This is a genomic window from Bacillus cereus group sp. MYBK95-2, from assembly GCF_051915225.1.
Lineage (GTDB): Bacteria > Bacillota > Bacilli > Bacillales > Bacillaceae_G > Bacillus_A > Bacillus_A cereus.
This window is the reverse complement of sequence record NZ_JBQAEH010000005.1, coordinates 164629-181783: the sequence shown is the minus strand read 5'-3', so window position 1 is coordinate 181783 and position 17155 is coordinate 164629. Positions and strand designations below refer to the sequence as shown.

Below are 17155 nucleotides of genomic sequence, written 5' to 3'. Positions count from 1 at the left end.
ACAATGACTGTGTATAGTTAATTTGCATAATGATAAAAGTGAGGTATTTGAATTGAAAAAGAAAAAAATATTTATTGGAACAATTATTTCATGCGTGATGCTAGCATTATCTGCATGTGGTTCCTCAGACAACGTAGTAACATCAAAAGTAGGGAATGTTACAGAGAAAGAATTAAGTAAAGAATTACGACAACAATATGGAGAAAGTACTTTATATCAAATGATGTTAAGTAAGACATTGTTAGATAAATATAAAGTTTCAGATGAGGAAGCAAAAAAGAAAGTAGAAGAAGCAAAAGATAAAATGGGTGAGAACTTTAAATCGACTTTAGAACAACTTGGATTGAAAAATGAAGATGAATTAAAAGAAAAAATGAAGCCAGAAATTGCATTTGAGAAAGCGATTAAAGCAACAGTTACAGATAAAGATGTGAAAAATAACTATAAACCAGAAATGAAAGTAAGTCACATTTTAGTGAAAGATGAAAAAACGGCTAAAGAAATAAAGGAGAAAGTAAATAATGGTGAAGATTTTGCTGCCTTAGCAAAACAGTATTCAGAGGATACTGGTTCAAAGGAACAGGGCGGGGAAATATCTGGTTTTGCTCCTGGGCAAACAGTGAAAGAATTTGAGGAAGCTGCGTATAAATTAGATGCAGGCCAAGTAAGTGATCCGGTTAAAACAACTTACGGTTACCATATTATTAAAGTGACGGATAAAAAAGAATTGAAGCCATTTGATGAAGTAAAGGATAAAATTCGTAAAGATATAGAACAACAAAGACTACAAGATACGACAGGTAAATGGAAACAACAAGTAGTCAATGATTTATTGAAAGATGCTGATATTAAAGTGAATAATAAAGAATTTAAAGATACATTTAAATTTCTAGAAAAGAAATAATGACTGTAATCATAATTAGAAAAGGGAACTCATATAGAGTTCCCTTTTCTAATTAGTGTGTGAGTTATAAATAGATAGTAAGACAATACAATATTACATTTAAATATTAAGAATTACAATGGGAAATTATGGTTTATAATTATTTCAACGAAAGTGGATATTTTACGGTTTTCATTATGCAAGTTTATTACATATATTTACTCTTTAATAATGAATATCGAACATAATTTAAAAAATAATACATATAATGTTTTTGAATAAATATTTAACATGGATAATTAGTAAAAAGCTGAGCATTCGATTGGAAAGGATGTTCTTTTTGTTGTGAAAATTTTAGGATAAAGAATGAATCGTTTTAAACGCATCATTTACCACATCAATAAATTAAGGTGGGGAGAATATATGAAAGTAATCTTTCAAGGAGAGGGCGGAGCGAAAATTTTTGAGTCATATGATGAAAATATAAGTGATTTATTAGTTATATTAAAAGAAACGAAAGGGATTAAAATTGGGATGGTTGAGTATAAAGTGTTAAAGTACGAACTTAATTATTTTCGTCATCCGAAAAAAGCGGATACAGAGAGAGAGTTACATATAATAGTACAACCTAAGTATATGTAATAAAATATAATAATAAAAATCACTGATTCAGTTTTGTAAAGTTCCATAGAGTATGTAAGAAAAGAGAGTGTTGTAAATGCTCTCTTTTCTTATGCTTTGTGAGTTCGTTCATCATAGTATATGTTTTCAGTTATAGATGGTTAATAAACGATAAAAATTTAAAACTTTTTCGTTTAGGCAGGGATTTTATATTTGAGTAAATAAATATACTATGAAGTATTTTTTATACGAATATTGAAGGAGTATAAAATGAGTTTAGCAAGTTACATAGGCTGTAATGTAGAAATTCCGTTAACGGATCCAGATTCTAATGATGTAATTGTTTTTGGACCGTGTTTTTCAGATGAAAGTATGCTTGAAATTGTACAAGATTATCAATTCCAAACAAATTACACATATGAGGTTTCAACTAATTGGGGAATTGAACTTGTCGAGTGGCAAAATGTAAAGGAAAAAAAAGAAGCGAAAGAAAAACTTTTAACTTTATGCAAGATTATGGAAAGTTATTTGGAAGATGGAGACTATTTCGAATTATTTAGTTGTTGGGTTGGTGATGAAGATAAGGAACGAGTAGGGGAATTGAACTTAAAAATAAATCATTTTAATATAGATGAATTATGTATTCCAGAAAGAACATTAGTTAGGATAGAAAAATAAGCTTTGAATATTTTTTAGAAAAAGGCGATTTCACTTTGTGTGAAGTCGCCTTTTAGTTTTTATATGCATTTTATATAAGAAATGAAAAGTTTATTTGATAAAGGAAAAAATATGGAGATAAATAAAATTATGTTTTTTGTTAAGAAATAATAAGTATAGCTCTTCTCAAAGGAACGTAAGTTCGTGTATAATAAGAACGAATGTTCTTTTGAGAGGTAACCTAATTATAGTTTAGAAGTAAATTCGAGTTTAGTAAGTATTAAAAATAACTAAGGGATAGCATGAATAAATAAATGTATAAATGATCAAGGAGATAAAAAATGAACGATGTAAAGATACAAAAAGAAGAAAGAGAGTGGGTTCCGTTTACAGTAATGTCCGAACAACTTTTAAATATGAGAAAGATTATTGGAGAGAAATTAAAAGTACAAAAATCGCTTTTAACAAATGAAGCAAAAGAGAGGATTTCTGATAAATTATTAACGTCATTACTGTCTGAGAAAGAAATATTGGTAACATATTTTGAAGATGGTTACATATTAACAAGCTACATGACTGTTGTACATATCAATCCGGTAAAACAAATTGTAATTTGTACAGACGCCTTTTATAAAACTTACGTATTTAACGCTATGGATATTATTGAAATAATGTAAAAGAAGCTGAATATTTAAATGGCAGCTTTTTTTATTTCTGATTTATGAGACAAATAATATAAGAAAAAGCAGCTAGCTTTGTGCTAGCTGCTGAGCCCCAGGGAAAGGGAGAAAAAGATAGGGTACTCCAAAATCGATAAGAGCTGTCAAACAGCCTGATTATAGTATAGACAAATTAAAATTTTCTATACAAAAAGTTGAACATAAGATTAGGCTGTACCCACTTGGTTTTGATCTGCAAGGTCAGAATCAAATGTATTGGTCGCGCTAACACCGCTAAAAGTATTAACAACAAAACCAACGTTTGATGCGCCGGAACCATTATAAGCTTTCGTATTTTCTTTCGGAGAAACGTTGTAGAAATCACCTAAGTTAAATGATCCATTACTATTTTGTACAACTAAATTTCCTACAACTGATGGCATAATTTTCACCTGCTTTATAATAAGTTGTTAACATTACTATATGGAGTTATAGTCCAGATGGTTCATATAATAAAAATTGTGGAATAGTAAAACGTTTGGAGCATGGATTTCAATAAAAGTGTGTTAAAATTAATATAATAAAGTTGAGTAATTTTTTTAAAAAATTTGTATAATCGATATATATGAAAATAAAGGAGGCAAAATGTAATGAAAGATATTATGAAAAAAGTTGATTTAACAGATGCCAAATCAAGTAATCTTGTTGCACTAATTTATAGTAATGAAGTTATATTAGTTGAAGACGCATTTTGTCCAAATGAAATAAAATTAAAGTTTAATGAAATTGCAATTTTATCTGCAATTAAAACAGCTCATATTGCGAAAGTGTCTATTAGGAAAGAACTTGAAGCGCTTTTTCATGATACGGGTGTTATATTAGTGAAACAAAATGTTGATTATGGTAGTAGCCAATCTATTACCATGCATTTTGAGCAATTTAAAAAGTTGCAAGATGAGATTGAACATTTAAATAAAAGTATGTAATAAAGCAGCTAAATAAAGGTTCTATCATAAAGGTGGAATGTGTTGTGTTGAAAAAGTGGTTTAAAAATTATTTGGGTGAATCGCATTGTAAACATAAATATGTTTTTATTAAGATGCAGGATAATGAGGATTTTAAAAAAGGTACATTAGGTGTAGTTTATATTTACCAGTGTGAGAAATGTGGAAAAGAGAAGTTGAAATGTAAAAACAATAATGAAATAAACAATGAATTTTTAGATATATAGCAAAAAGTAACCATGATGGTTACTTTTTTGGTTTATGTATACAATATCAAAACCATTACTAAAGTATGAGTTGAGTTGATACTATAGTAAATCGCTGAATAAAAATGAAGAGAGTAAGATATAGGGAAGGAGGATGAGAGAAATGAAGCGAAAAGAAATTAGTAAATCTGTAATTATTACAGGCGTGACACAAGGGTTAGGGCGTGCGATGGTTGATCGATTTCATGAATTAGGGTGGAACATATATGGTTGTGGACGTTCAAAAGATAAAATTGAAGAACTAAAAAAACAGTACAGTAAAATACATGATTTCCAAGTAATTGATGTTTCAGATTCTCAGCAAGTTAACAATTGGGCAAATTATATACTTAATACACATACAGCTCCCGATATGATAATAAATAATGCATCGATTGTAAATCAAAATGCACAACTTTGGAAAATTACGGCTCAAGAATTCGAAAATGTAATGAATGTAAACGTGAATGGTGTAGTAAATGTAATAAGAGCATTTGTTCCAGCGATGGTAGCTAGGAAAGAAGGAATTATCATTAATATGAGTTCTAGTTGGGGGAGAGAAGGTGAGGCTGAGCTTGCGCCATATTGTGCCTCGAAATTTGCTATTGAAGGTATCACTAAATCTATGGCCCTGGAATTACCCCATGGCATGGCTGTAGTTGCTTTAGATCCTGGAGGGAGTATTAGTACTCCAATGCTGAAGTCATGTGCGCCACAATATATAAATGAATCGCCTACACCTGAAACTTGGTCACATAAAGCAATTGAATATATATTGAATATAACAATAGATAAAAATGGAGATTCATTGACATGCCCAGCATGCATATAAAAAGCACCTTTAAGGTGCTTTTATATTAGTAGCACATTATATCATTCACAAAATTACATCTAAAAAATAAAATAAAAGATTAAGGGTGAGATTTGTTTGTTTTGAAAGCTTTAGAAAATATTTAAATAGGTGATAAAAATGAATCCAAGCAGTTTAAAAGTGACAGGGGCATGGTTTCAAGTGGGAGGGAATCTTACAGCTGCTATTGGAACGACAAGAGGATTTATTGGAGAAGAGAAAGTTGAATCGGATCTTGTTATTGTAGGAAGCTCATTACAAGCCCTCGGATATATATTACAAATCATTGCGAGCAATTATGATGATGGGGAAGAAAAAAGAGAAAATCAAAATATAGGCTTAGAGAATCAAAGTAAATTACTTGATCAAATAGGAATTGAGTTATTAGCATTAGGCAATATATCAAATGTAATAGGAACATATTTTAATATAAATGAACAATTGAAAGAAAATGATTATCTTATCATTACAGGGAACAGTTTACAATCGATCGGTGCTTTTTTAGGAGTAGAAGCAGCTTTGTTGGATATAAATGTATTACAGAAAATTATTATACTGGGTAACTCCATGCAAAGTTTAGGGGCTGGATTACAAGCGTATCAAGGTGTTTCAAATGTATTGAAAGATGAGAGAGAAAATGAAGATAGTATTTTTGATAAGAAGGATGAGAGAATCATTGCACTCATTGGTATTTGGATACAAGCGATAGGAACGTTAATTTCTGCAATTGGAGTAACTGCAATAGAGGAAGAAAATAGGCTAGAAAACAATAAAAAGTCTGAAATACTTATTTAAATAGAAGGAGATACATTGATTTTAGAGGTAGGTTAAGATTAAAATGGTAGTAGGTTTTTTTGCGTATATTTTGAAAAGTGATATATAAAATACAAAATAAGGAGTTTTCAAGGGATGATGTATTTATTAGCAATTCTTCTTCCACCTGTTGCTGTATTATTTTGTGGAAAACCAATTCAGGCAATCATAAATTTCATATTAACATTAATATTTTGGGTTCCAGGAGTTATACATGCAATTCTTGTAGTGCATGATAAAAAAGCTGATCGGCGTTTGAAAAAACAAATTCAAGCATATGATGAAATTAATAAGAGGAATCGAAGATAATTCATCTGCAAAATGTTTTTAAAAGAAAGGAGGATTAACCTCCTTTCTTTTTTAGTGGGTGTTAAGTTTAGATTTTTGTGTGGCGGAAAGAATTTTTAATGTAAGTATTATGATAATAACTTTTAGATTGTGCATGTAATAGGCCAGTATAAATACTTTCTGGTACATTAAAGAAATCGTACATACCATTCTTTAATTGGATTCGCAAAATCATAGAAAAAGGATTATAACCAACAGCAACTATATTTTTTGAAATTACGGGAGATAGCTTCATCATTACGCAACTCCTCACTTTTTATTTTTAATACTTTTTTGTAGATGTTGAGGTTGTGATGTTGAAATCCTTATAATTTAAGAGGTATTATACTTATATGCAATATATTAAATGTTTGTTATACGTAATTATAAGGAAGTTCACACGAAGTACATATCGTTGTGCTATTTTTATTTCACCTTTGATTTATAAATAAGAAAATATTGACCATTTGAAAAAAAGGTATATTATTTATACGAGGTATTAAAAATTCACTTTTTACATTCTATGCTTCAAGGGGCAGCGTTATTAGGAAAAATAGAAGTGAAAATAGTTTGTATAAGAAGTATTCTAAAATTTATAATCTGTGAATTGGGAAAATATTGAATGCTCCAGGTCAATATACTTTCTTAATCAAATTTATTTTAGAAAGTGACCTCAATATTTTTAAGTAAATCAACGGGAGAATTGAAAGGCAGGAGAAAGTAACATGTCAGAAAATTATCGTTCTCGAGAGGAACGACGACAAGTTAAAAAGAAAAAACAACCAGCTTCTAAAACACAAAAGCCAAAAGGTAAAACATCATTCTTTCGCAAGTTTTTAATTACTTGTTTATTACTTGGTATTGTTGGTTTAGTGGCAGGGGTTGCTACCTTTTTCGTAATGATTAAGGATGCACCAAAACTTGAGAAAGCAAAACTTGTTAATCCGTTATCCTCAAAAATTTATGATAAAAACGGGGATTTGGTATATGAATATGGAAAAGAAAAAAGGACGAATGTTACGTATGAGCAAATACCTAAATTAGTAGAAAATGCATTTTTAGCGACAGAAGATTCACGTTTTTATGAGCATAGCGGAGTAGATTTTAAAGGTACTGCCCGTGCTGTTCTAGTAAGTCTTAAAGGGGATTATGGTTCTCAAGGTGGAAGTACGATAACACAGCAAGTTATAAAAAACTACTTCTTATCAATGGACAAAACACCAAAGCGTAAGGCGCAAGAAATATATTTAGCTTATAAGCTAGAACAACAGTATTCAAAACATGAAATATTAGAGATGTACTTAAATAAAATTAACTTAGGAAACCGTTCATATGGGATCGCAACAGCAGCACAAAACTACTATGGTAAAGAATTGAAGGACTTAACATTACCAGAAGTTGCGATGCTTGCAGGTTTACCGAAAGCACCGAATAACTATGATCCAACGAAAAAAGAAAATGTTCAAAAAGCAACAGAAAGAAGAAATGTTGTTCTAAGTTTAATGAACCGACATGGATATATAACAAAACAGGAAATGGAAGAAGCATCAAAAGTTGACGTAGAAAAGGGGCTTAAGCCTGCAGCTCAACTACAAACAATGCCATACCCTGCATTTATGGATGCAGTTGTGAAAGAAGTAGAAAAAGAATTACCAGATGCTAATATCGGTTCTGACGGTTTAGAAATTTATACAACGTTAGATCCGAAAGCACAGAAACTTGCTGATAATATTTTAAATAATAATATCATTGATTATCCGAACGATAAATTCCAAGGTGCATTCACATTTATGGATACGAAAACAGGAGAAGTTCGTGCTATAGGTAGTGGCCGTGGAGAAAATAAAGCTGTATTTAAAGGGCATAATATGGCAATTGAATTAGATCGTGCAGCTGGTTCAACGATGAAGCCGATTTTCGACTACGCTCCTGCAATTGAATATTTAAAATGGGCTACGTACCATCAAATTGATGACTCTCCATTTAAGTATTCAACGGGACAAGAAGTACGAAATGCAGATAGAAGTCATATGGGTCCAATTACAATGCGTGAAGCATTAAAAATGTCGCGTAATATTCCTGCAATTAAAACTGCAAAAGAAGTAGGGATTAGTAAATCGAAAGAATTCTCTGAGAAACTAGGTATTACATTTAATACAGCACCGACAGAATCGACAGCGATTGGTACAAATGAAGTATCGCCAACTGAAATAGCGGGTGCTTATGCGGCATTTGGTAATGAAGGTAAATATACGAAACCGCATTTTGTTAAGAAAGTCGTTTATCCAGACGGTAAGTCACAAAGTTTTGGACAAAAACCAAAACAAGTTATGACAGATTCTACCGCATACATGATTACTGATATGCTTCGTTCTGTAGTTACATCAGGTACTGGTACATCGGCAAATGTAGGCTCTTTAGATGTAGCTGGTAAAACGGGTACGACAAACTATTCATCAAAGCAATTAGCTCAATATAAAATTCCAGAAAGTGCAACTCGTGATAGTTGGTTCGCTGGATATACACCGCAATATACGATGGCAGTATGGACTGGGTATATGAAAGATGGTAAAGACGAGTATATTAGTAGTAAAAATACGAAAATTGCACAGTTGATCTTTAAAGAAATGATGAGCGAAATGGCTACAGATAAATCACGCTTTAAAATGCCAAGTAGTGTTATTCAAGAAGGTAGTGAGCTACGTATAAAAGGTGAAAAACGTGATTCATCGCCAAATACTAGCGTACCGGATACAACGGAGCAACCAAAACAAGATCAACAGCAAAAAACTGAAGAAGAGAAAAAGCAAGAAGAATTAAAGAAACAAGAAGAACTGAAAAAACAAGAAGAACAAAAGAAACAAGAGGAACTTAAGAAGCAAGAAGAACAAAAGAAACTAGAAGAGCAAAAGAAACAAGAAGAACAAAATAATGGAAATGGCCAAGGAACGACACCTCCAGCAAATAACGGAGGAGGTCAAGGAAATACGACACCTCCAGCAAATAATGGAGGAGGTCAAGGAAATACGACACCTCCAGCAAATAATGGAGGAGGTCAAGGAAATACGACACCTCCAGCAAATAACGGAGGAGGTCAAGGAAATACAACTCCACCAGCGACCACACAACCAGAGACTGGCGGTAATGCAGGAGAGACCCCTGCTAATAATGGGCAATAAGAAAAATTTATAAAAAATATTAAAAAGCACTTAAGATTTGTGAAAATTACAATCTTAAGTGCTTTTTTCGTTTAAATGTAGTAGCTATGAAATGATGTGTTTTAAATGTTAAACGTACCATAAAAATTTTGAAAATAAATTGATGGGAAATGATAAAAGACTTGAGCCTGAGGTAGTGGAGCGTGGCTAGGATGATAAAAGGTAGTGCTACTTGGATGGGCACCATGATGCCAAAATGAAGGGGTAGCTTGACCTGGTGATTGGTATTGTTGCCAAATTGCTGGAAGTTCAATGCCGACATCGGAACTTGCTGTATGAACGGCGGGGGCATGTATTTCGGGTATCGAAGGAACCGCGACAGTTACTCTTGATGATAATACCCACATAAAATAATCACTCCTAAGTTGTGATAATAAATTAGTATATTCTTTTCACACGTATAAAGGTACATATATAGGACTTTCGTTTAAAATATGCGTACAAAGTCTTAAGACTAATGTAAGCTGATGGTGGACTATTTAATATGAAAAGATACGTCTATTTGCGGAGGGAAAAGAGATAAAAAAAATATACAATGAGGGTGTTAATCGTAATATTTTACGAGTGTATGGAGGTATTTTTATGGAACGATTATGGACGAAATCATTTATTCAAATGACTTTCGCAATGTTATTTTTATTTACAGGATTTTATTTACTTGTTCCAACGCTACCGCTCTTTATTAAAGAGATAGGTGGCAATGAATCGCAAGTTGGACTTATGATGGGGATGTTTACAATAGCTGCTGTTGTAATACGACCGATTATTGGAGGAATGTTAGATCAATATGGTAGAAGATCCTTTATTATTTTCGGACTCATCTTTTTTGGCTTAACGATGTATTCCTATAATATAGCATCGACTATTGTCCTTTTAGCTGTTTTACGTGTTATTCACGGAGTAACATGGGCTGTTTCTACAACAGCTGTTGGAACAGCAATAACGGATATTATTCCAGATTCACGCCGCGGTGAAGGTATGGGTTGGTACGGGATGGCGATGACAATTGCAATGGCGATCGGACCTATGATTGGATTATGGGTTGTGCAAAATTATTCATTTGATGGTCTATTTTTATTAGCGACGTTGTTATCTTTTATGGCAGTCGTATTATCATTAATAACGAAGATCCCATTTACGCCACAAAAAGAAAAAGGGAAAATTCAGCTATTTGAGAAATCCGTATTAACAATCACGATTGTAGTATTCTTTTTATCGTTTGCATATGGAGGAATAACAACCTTTTTACCGTTATTTGCATCATCAATTCATGTAAACCCGGGAACTTTCTTTCTTGTATATGCAATTGCATTAACAATTGTAAGACCAATTTCAGGGAAACTATTAGATAAGTATGGAGAAGTATTCATTATACTTCCAGCATTATGTATTACTATTTTAGCTATAGTTGTTTTAACTATTTCAAATGGTTTGATAGGTGTAATTATCGCAGCAACATTATACGGTATTGGATTTGGTTCAGCGCAGCCAGCTTTGCAAGCGGCAATGCTTACAATTGTCGATCCGAGTAAAAGAGGAGTTGCAAATGCTTCATTTTTTACAGCGTTTGATTTAGGAATCGGGTTAGGTGCTATTTTACTTGGAGTTGTTTCACAAATGTTTGGTTATCGTATTTTATTTTCAGGGAGTGCAATTTCAGCATTGATAGCCTTAATTATTTTCGTCTTCTTTGTAAAACAACGATTAGGAAAAAAAGAGTTTGCGTAAACTGGAGGAATAAAGATGACAATTTCAATTGATCGTAAAGCTCTGCAATGGTTCCAGGAAGAATTACGTATAAAGCACGGTGAATCTGTACGTTTTACTGTAAGGTACGGAGGGGATAGTTCAATTCAGCCCGGATATTCTTTAGGGGTTGTTGCTGAGAAACCCGATGGCGAAATAGTGTCAGTTGAGAAGGAAGGTATTATATTTTTTGTAGATTCTGATGATCTTTGGTATTTTCAAAACTATGATTTATTTGTAAGTTATCATGAGGAAATGGAAGAAATTCAATTTAATTATGTAAAATAATAACTTTATTAAAAATGAATAAGTTTTATATAAAAATTATATTTAAGAGATAGTGAAATAAATATCATATAGTAACGAGCTGTATTTATGTACAGCTCGTTTTTTCTATTTCTCAAATAAAATTAGAATAATTGTATATTTGGCGGTGTTATATGAAAAATCTTTATATCTTGTTTTTGAAAATACGCAAAGAAGTCTATCCTTTCTTTATAAAATATAAGAATTATTTTCAAAAAATTGTATTGTTACAGTAAGAAAAGTGTAGGAAACTTATCATTATAAAATAAATTGAAATCTTCTAAAAACTCTGATACATTGAAATAGAAATGTAGTTTCACAATATTGTAAAGGCTTACAGTTATGTGCACGAAGATCTATTAGGATTGGAGGAAATAATGATGAAAGCTGAAGAGAAATTTTCCCCGGGATTAGATGGTATAGTGGCAGCGGAGACGAAAATCTCGTTTCTTGACACAGTAAAAGGTGAAATTGTAATTCAAGGGTATGACTTAATCGAACTCTCAAAAACAAAAGAGTATTTAGACATTGTGCACCTTTTATTGGAGGAACACCTACCGAATGAAGATGAAAAAGTAACACTTGAAAAGAAATTAAAAGAAGAATATGCAGTACCAGAAGGTGTATTCAACGTACTAAAGGCATTGCCTAAAGAGACGCATCCCATGGATGGATTACGTACAGGTGTGTCAGCGTTAGCTGGTTACGATAATGATATCGAAAACCGCTCGTTAGAAGTGAATAAAAGCCGAGGGTACAAGCTGTTAAGTAAAGTGCCAAACATTGTAGCGAATAGCTATCATATTTTAAATAATGAGGAGCCAATTGAACCTCTTAAAGAATTATCTTATAGTGCGAATTTCTTCTATATGTTAACTGGTAAAAAACCAACTGAACTTGAGGAAAAGATCTTTGATCGTTCCCTTGTTTTATATAGTGAGCATGAAATGCCAAACTCTACATTTACAGCTCGCGTTATTGCATCAACACAATCAGATTTATACGGTGCTTTAACAGGTGCAGTTGCATCTTTAAAAGGAAGTTTACATGGCGGTGCAAATGAAGCGGTTATGTACATGCTTTTAGAAGCTGGTAATGTTGAGAAATTTGAAGAGTTATTACAGAAGAAACTATATAACAAAGAAAAAATTATGGGCTTTGGACACCGTGTTTATATGAAGAAGATGGATCCAAGAGCACTTATGATGAAGGAAGCTTTAAAACAGTTATGTGATGTAAAAGGTGATTATACACTATATGAAATGTGTGAAGCTGGAGAAAAGATTATGGAAAAAGAAAAAGGAATTTATCCAAATCTTGATTATTATGCAGCTCCAGTATATTGGATGCTAGGTATTCCAATTCAACTTTACACACCAATCTTCTTTAGCTCTAGAACAGTGGGGTTATGTGCGCACGTTATTGAGCAACATGCAAATAATCGTTTGTTCCGTCCTCGTGTAAATTATATTGGCGAGCGACATGTACTTAGTAAATAAGAACAACTGGGGAGTTGTTAGCGCCGCCCGCCAGATGGGTGTTTGACCGACACCCATCATTAATAATAACGAATTTTCGACAGAAAGGGAAGAATAGCATGATTAAAACAAATGAAATTAAGCAAAAAGATGCATTATTAGAAGAGATTACCGATTATGTATTAAATAAAGAGGTTACTAGTGCAGAAGCATTCAGTACAGCTCGTTACGTATTACTTGATACACTTGGATGTGGAATTTTAGCACTGCAATATCCAGAATGTACGAAATTACTAGGACCAGTTGTGCCAGGAACAATCGTGCCAAATGGTACACGTGTACCAGGTACGTCTTATGTACTAGATCCAGTAAAAGGTGCATTTAATATCGGATGTATGATCCGTTGGTTAGACTATAACGATACTTGGCTTGCAGCAGAGTGGGGACATCCATCTGATAACCTAGGCGGAATTTTAGCAGTTGCAGATTATATTAGCCGTGTTCGTATTTCAGAAGGAAAAGAAGCTTTAAAAGTACGTGAAGTATTAGAAATGATGATTAAAGCACATGAAATTCAAGGCGTGCTTGCTTTAGAAAACAGCTTAAACAGAGTTGGTCTTGACCATGTATTATATGTAAAAGTAGCAACAACTGCAGTAGTTGCGAAAATGCTTGGCGGAACACGTGAAGAAATCTTTAATGCATTATCACATGCGTGGATTGATAATTCTAGTCTTCGTACATATCGTCATGCTCCAAATACGGGCTCACGTAAATCATGGGCTGCAGGTGACGCAACGAGCCGCGGTGTTCATCTTGCAATGACTGCTCTAAAAGGTGAAATGGGTTATCCAACAGCATTATCTGCGCCAGGATGGGGATTCCAAGATGTATTATTCAATAAACAAGAATTAAAATTAGCAAGACCACTAGAGTCATATGTAATGGAAAATGTATTATTTAAAGTGTCATATCCAGCAGAATTCCATGCACAAACGGCTGCAGAATGTGCAGTGAAGTTGCATCCGGAAATTAAAGAGAGATTAGATGAAATTGACCGTATTACAATTACAACTCATGAATCAGCAATTCGTATTATTGATAAAGAAGGTCCATTAAATAACCCAGCTGATCGTGATCATTGCTTACAATACATTACGGCAATTGGTTTATTAAAAGGAGATATCGTTGCAGACGATTATGAAGATGCAGTAGCAAACGATCCACGTGTAGATGAATTACGTAATAAGATGGTTGTTGTTGAAAACAAACAGTACAGTTTAGATTACCTTGACCCGAACAAGCGCTCAATCGCCAACGCTGTTCAAGTTCACTTTAAAGATGGCACAGTAACAGAAAATGTGGAATGTGAATATCCGCTTGGTCACCGCTTCCGTAGAGACGAAGCAATTCCAAAAGTTGTTCAAAAATTCACTGCAAATATGGTAGGTCATTATTCTAGTAAGCAACAAGAACAAATTCATGAAGTTTGTTTAAATGAAGAAAAACTAGAAAATATGAATGTAAACGAATTTGTAGATCTATTCTTAATTTAATAATAGGGGGGAATTTAGAATGGCTTGGGTTGTGAAAAAACAGTCAACACAAGAGGAGCTTGCGAATCGATTCCGAGCTTTAGTAGAAGCACCTGAAATTTTGCAAATTCCAGGTGCTCATGATGCAATGGCAGCTCTTGTTGCGAAAAATACAGGTTTTTCAGCTCTTTATTTATCAGGAGCTGCTTATACTGCAAGTAAAGGTTTACCAGATTTAGGTATCGTGACGTCTACTGAAGTGGCTGAGAGAGCAAGAGATTTAGTAAGAGCTACAGACTTACCTGTTCTTGTTGACATTGATACAGGATTTGGTGGTGTACTAAATGTGGCGAGAACAGCTGTAGAAATGGTGGAAGCGAAAGTAGCAGCTGTCCAAATTGAAGATCAGCAATTACCAAAAAAATGTGGACATTTAAATGGTAAGAAACTTGTTACTACAGAAGAATTGGTTCAAAAAATTAAAGCGATTAAAGAAGTTGCACCGAGCTTATACATTGTAGCACGTACTGATGCTCGTGGCGTTGAAGGATTAGATGAAGCAATTGAAAGAGCAAATGCATATGTAAAAGCAGGTGCAGACGCAATTTTCCCTGAAGCGCTTCAATCAGAGGAAGAATTCCGTCTATTTAATAGTAAGGTAAATGCACCTTTGCTTGCGAATATGACTGAATTCGGAAAAACTCCATATTATAGTGCAGAGGAATTTGCGAATATGGGTTTCCAAATGGTTATTTATCCTGTAACTTCACTTCGCGTTGCAGCGAAAGCGTATGAAAATGTGTTTGCTTTAATTAAAGAAACAGGTTCTCAAAAAGATGCACTTTCTAATATGCAAACGAGAAGTGAATTATACGAAACAATTTCATATCATGACTTTGAAGAGTTAGATACTGGTATTGCAAAAACAGTATTATCAGAAGATCAATAGATAAAGCAGCGAAGGCGATGAAAATACATCTTTGGCAAAATAAAATGCTTGATGTGAAAAATCATCGCCTTCTATTTTCAAAAAAGATATTCCACTCATCGTAGACGAGCATAAGCAAAAAGCTATGAAAGCCGAATGATAGGGGGATACATATGGAGAAAACGAAGTTACCATGGGATGAATTCTTTTCACTTAATAAAGATATAAATCATACTTACTTTACACCAGAAGATTTTTCAGGCGATGAAGATTTAATCGCAAAAACGACAGAACAATTCGTTAAACAAGAAATTGTTCCACAAATGGAGAATATTGAACAACATAACTATAAAGTTTCTCGTCAATTATTTGAGAAAGCTGGGGAACTTGGATTATTAGGCATTGAGGTACCAGAAGATTATGGCGGGTTCGAGTTAGGAAAGGCTGTCTCAGGTCTTGTAGCAGAGAAAATGGGTTACGCTGGTGCGTTTAGCGTTTCTTTTAATATACACGCTGGTGTCGGTACATTGCCTTACATATATTATGGAACGAAAGAGCAAAAAGAAAAATATTTACCGAAAATCGCATCGGGAGAATGGATTGGGGCTTATGCTTTAACAGAGCCAAATGCTGGTTCGGATGCATTAAGTGCAAAAACAAGCGCCGTATTGAATGAAGAGGGAACAGCTTGGAAGTTAAATGGTGAGAAGCAATGGATTACAAATGCTCATATGGCAGATGTATACGTTGTTTTTGCGAAGACAAATAAAGGAATGACAGCGTTTATTGTCGAAAGAACATGTGAAGGTGTATCTATTGGATTAGAAGAAAAGAAAATGGGGATTAAAGGTTCTTCAACAGCGACTCTTATTTTAGAAGATGTTGTCATCCCTGCTGAAAATGTTTTAGGGGAAGTTGGGAAAGGGCATCACGTAGCCCTTAATATTCTTAACTTTGCTAGACTTAAACTTGCTTTTGGAAATATTGGAACAGCAAAACAAGCAATTGGTTTGTCGGTTCAATATGGAAAAGAGCGAAAACAGTTCCAAACGGAATTAGTAGACTTTACGATGATTCAAGAGAAAATTGCAAATATGATCATTGCTACATATGGAGCCGAAAGTGCAGCTTATCGTACGGCAGGTGTAATCGATGAAGCAATTCATGAGAGCGATGAAGATCTTATGAAGAAAATGTCCCAATTTGCAATTGAATGTGCACTGAATAAAGTAAATGCTTCTGAAACACTTGCTTATATCGTAGATGAAGCTGTACAAATTCATGGTGGTTACGGTTATATGCAAGAGTATGAGGTAGAACGATTATATCGTGATGCTAGAATTAGTCGTATTTTTGAAGGAACGAACGAAATTAATAGATTAACAGTTGCCAAAATGTTAATGAAGCAAATCGAACAATTAGAAGATACTGAAGTAGAAAGTGATGTAGCAAATGTAGAAAGAAACCATCGTTACATTTTATTAGCGAAAAAATTGTTGAAACAATCTTTGAAAACGCTCTCTAAAACTCCAGGCCTAAAAATTGACCAAGAACAAGAATATTCACGTGTAATTTCAAATATGTTGACGGACGTGTACGTCATGGAATCAGCGTTTTTACGTACGAGAAAAGCGGTAAGTAAAAATGGTGAGGAAAAAGAACGTACGAAGCAATTAATAACGGATGTTATTTGTGAAGAAGGATACCGTAAAGTAGAAGAAGCGGCGATTTCTGTACTTTCAGCGGCTGTCACAGAAGAACAAGATAGACATGTGATTTTAGCTGAAATCCGTCAATTATTAGTGCCTTTATACACGAACGTATTTACGAAGAAGAGAGAAATTGCGAAAGCTATTATAAATCGCGGGAAATATATTGTGTAAAT

At 33.5% G+C, this 17155-nt stretch carries 19 protein-coding genes; 16 read left to right on the top strand and 3 right to left on the bottom strand.

Annotated features, from left to right (window positions below):
• Positions 1-52: 52 nt before the first annotated feature.
• The 4 genes from ACTFN4_RS18380 to ACTFN4_RS18365 all read left to right on the top strand — a co-directional run bounded on the left by ACTFN4_RS18380 (position 53) and on the right by ACTFN4_RS18365 (position 2838).
• Positions 53-904, top strand: coding sequence for a peptidylprolyl isomerase PrsA (locus ACTFN4_RS18380; RefSeq protein WP_000727354.1), 852 nt, complete (start codon positions 53-55; stop codon positions 902-904).
• Positions 905-1306: 402 nt separating this feature from the next.
• Positions 1307-1525 carry a hypothetical protein gene (locus ACTFN4_RS18375; RefSeq protein WP_000864275.1) on the top strand — a complete coding sequence of 73 codons (219 nt, stop codon included), beginning with the start codon at positions 1307-1309 and terminating at the stop codon, positions 1523-1525.
• A 249-nt stretch (positions 1526-1774) separates the two neighbouring features.
• Positions 1775-2182: a hypothetical protein gene (locus ACTFN4_RS18370; RefSeq protein ID WP_000050503.1), complete on the top strand. Its 408-nt coding sequence runs from the start codon at positions 1775-1777 to the stop codon at positions 2180-2182.
• A 320-nt stretch (positions 2183-2502) separates the two neighbouring features.
• A complete protein-coding gene (locus ACTFN4_RS18365; RefSeq protein ID WP_439962654.1) occupies positions 2503-2838 on the top strand; it encodes a YolD-like family protein in 336 nt (111 codons plus the stop codon).
• Between the two features lie 209 nt (positions 2839-3047).
• Here the strand turns inward: ACTFN4_RS18365 and gerPF are convergent, their stop codons facing one another.
• Positions 3048-3263 (bottom strand): spore germination protein GerPF, encoded by a 216-nt coding sequence (gene gerPF, locus ACTFN4_RS18360; RefSeq protein ID WP_001141569.1) that lies wholly within the window; start codon positions 3261-3263, stop codon positions 3048-3050.
• A 207-nt stretch (positions 3264-3470) separates the two neighbouring features.
• On the opposite strand from gerPF, the gene ACTFN4_RS18355 reads away from it, so the two are divergent.
• From ACTFN4_RS18355 to ACTFN4_RS18335, 5 genes are all read left to right on the top strand, one after another.
• Positions 3471-3806 (top strand): hypothetical protein, encoded by a 336-nt coding sequence (locus tag ACTFN4_RS18355; RefSeq protein ID WP_000651907.1) that lies wholly within the window; start codon positions 3471-3473, stop codon positions 3804-3806.
• A 44-nt stretch (positions 3807-3850) separates the two neighbouring features.
• Positions 3851-4051, top strand: coding sequence for a hypothetical protein (locus ACTFN4_RS18350; RefSeq protein ID WP_000915148.1), 201 nt, complete (start codon positions 3851-3853; stop codon positions 4049-4051).
• A 142-nt stretch (positions 4052-4193) separates the two neighbouring features.
• The gene (locus tag ACTFN4_RS18345; protein WP_000823062.1) at positions 4194-4901 is read left to right on the top strand and encodes an SDR family oxidoreductase; all 708 of its coding nucleotides are present in this window, start codon (positions 4194-4196) and stop codon (positions 4899-4901) included.
• A gap of 138 nt (positions 4902-5039) precedes the next feature.
• Positions 5040-5714: a DUF6944 family repetitive protein gene (locus ACTFN4_RS18340; RefSeq protein WP_001070038.1), complete on the top strand. Its 675-nt coding sequence runs from the start codon at positions 5040-5042 to the stop codon at positions 5712-5714.
• Between the two features lie 114 nt (positions 5715-5828).
• Positions 5829-6041 (top strand): YqaE/Pmp3 family membrane protein, encoded by a 213-nt coding sequence (locus tag ACTFN4_RS18335; RefSeq protein ID WP_000990233.1) that lies wholly within the window; start codon positions 5829-5831, stop codon positions 6039-6041.
• A gap of 67 nt (positions 6042-6108) precedes the next feature.
• Here the strand turns inward: ACTFN4_RS18335 and ACTFN4_RS18330 are convergent, their stop codons facing one another.
• Positions 6109-6318, bottom strand: coding sequence for a KTSC domain-containing protein (locus ACTFN4_RS18330; RefSeq protein ID WP_000977081.1), 210 nt, complete (start codon positions 6316-6318; stop codon positions 6109-6111).
• A gap of 466 nt (positions 6319-6784) precedes the next feature.
• Here ACTFN4_RS18330 and ACTFN4_RS18325 point away from each other — a divergent pair, with 466 nt between their 5' ends.
• Positions 6785-9238 carry a transglycosylase domain-containing protein gene (locus ACTFN4_RS18325; protein WP_001293964.1) on the top strand — a complete coding sequence of 818 codons (2454 nt, stop codon included), beginning with the start codon at positions 6785-6787 and terminating at the stop codon, positions 9236-9238.
• Between the two features lie 101 nt (positions 9239-9339).
• Here ACTFN4_RS18325 and ACTFN4_RS18320 read toward each other — a convergent pair whose 3' ends face one another.
• A complete protein-coding gene (locus ACTFN4_RS18320; protein WP_000270101.1) occupies positions 9340-9624 on the bottom strand; it encodes a hypothetical protein in 285 nt (94 codons plus the stop codon).
• Positions 9625-9859: 235 nt separating this feature from the next.
• Between ACTFN4_RS18320 and ACTFN4_RS18315 the strand changes: the two genes are divergently transcribed.
• The 6 genes from ACTFN4_RS18315 to ACTFN4_RS18290 all read left to right on the top strand — a co-directional run bounded on the left by ACTFN4_RS18315 (position 9860) and on the right by ACTFN4_RS18290 (position 17153).
• The gene (locus ACTFN4_RS18315; protein ID WP_000440662.1) at positions 9860-11005 is read left to right on the top strand and encodes an MFS transporter; all 1146 of its coding nucleotides are present in this window, start codon (positions 9860-9862) and stop codon (positions 11003-11005) included.
• Positions 11006-11020: 15 nt separating this feature from the next.
• A complete protein-coding gene (locus ACTFN4_RS18310) occupies positions 11021-11311 on the top strand; it encodes a HesB/YadR/YfhF family protein (protein WP_439962653.1) in 291 nt (96 codons plus the stop codon).
• A gap of 395 nt (positions 11312-11706) precedes the next feature.
• Positions 11707-12828, top strand: coding sequence for a citrate synthase (gene mmgD / locus ACTFN4_RS18305; protein WP_002041090.1), 1122 nt, complete (start codon positions 11707-11709; stop codon positions 12826-12828).
• A 98-nt stretch (positions 12829-12926) separates the two neighbouring features.
• Complete coding sequence (gene prpD, locus ACTFN4_RS18300; protein WP_439962652.1) at positions 12927-14363, top strand: 2-methylcitrate dehydratase; 1437 nt, start codon at positions 12927-12929, stop codon at positions 14361-14363.
• A 19-nt stretch (positions 14364-14382) separates the two neighbouring features.
• A complete protein-coding gene (gene prpB, locus ACTFN4_RS18295) occupies positions 14383-15291 on the top strand; it encodes a methylisocitrate lyase (RefSeq protein WP_025709710.1) in 909 nt (302 codons plus the stop codon).
• A 152-nt stretch (positions 15292-15443) separates the two neighbouring features.
• Positions 15444-17153: an acyl-CoA dehydrogenase family protein gene (locus ACTFN4_RS18290; RefSeq protein ID WP_000415995.1), complete on the top strand. Its 1710-nt coding sequence runs from the start codon at positions 15444-15446 to the stop codon at positions 17151-17153.
• Positions 17154-17155: the final 2 nt, after the last annotated feature.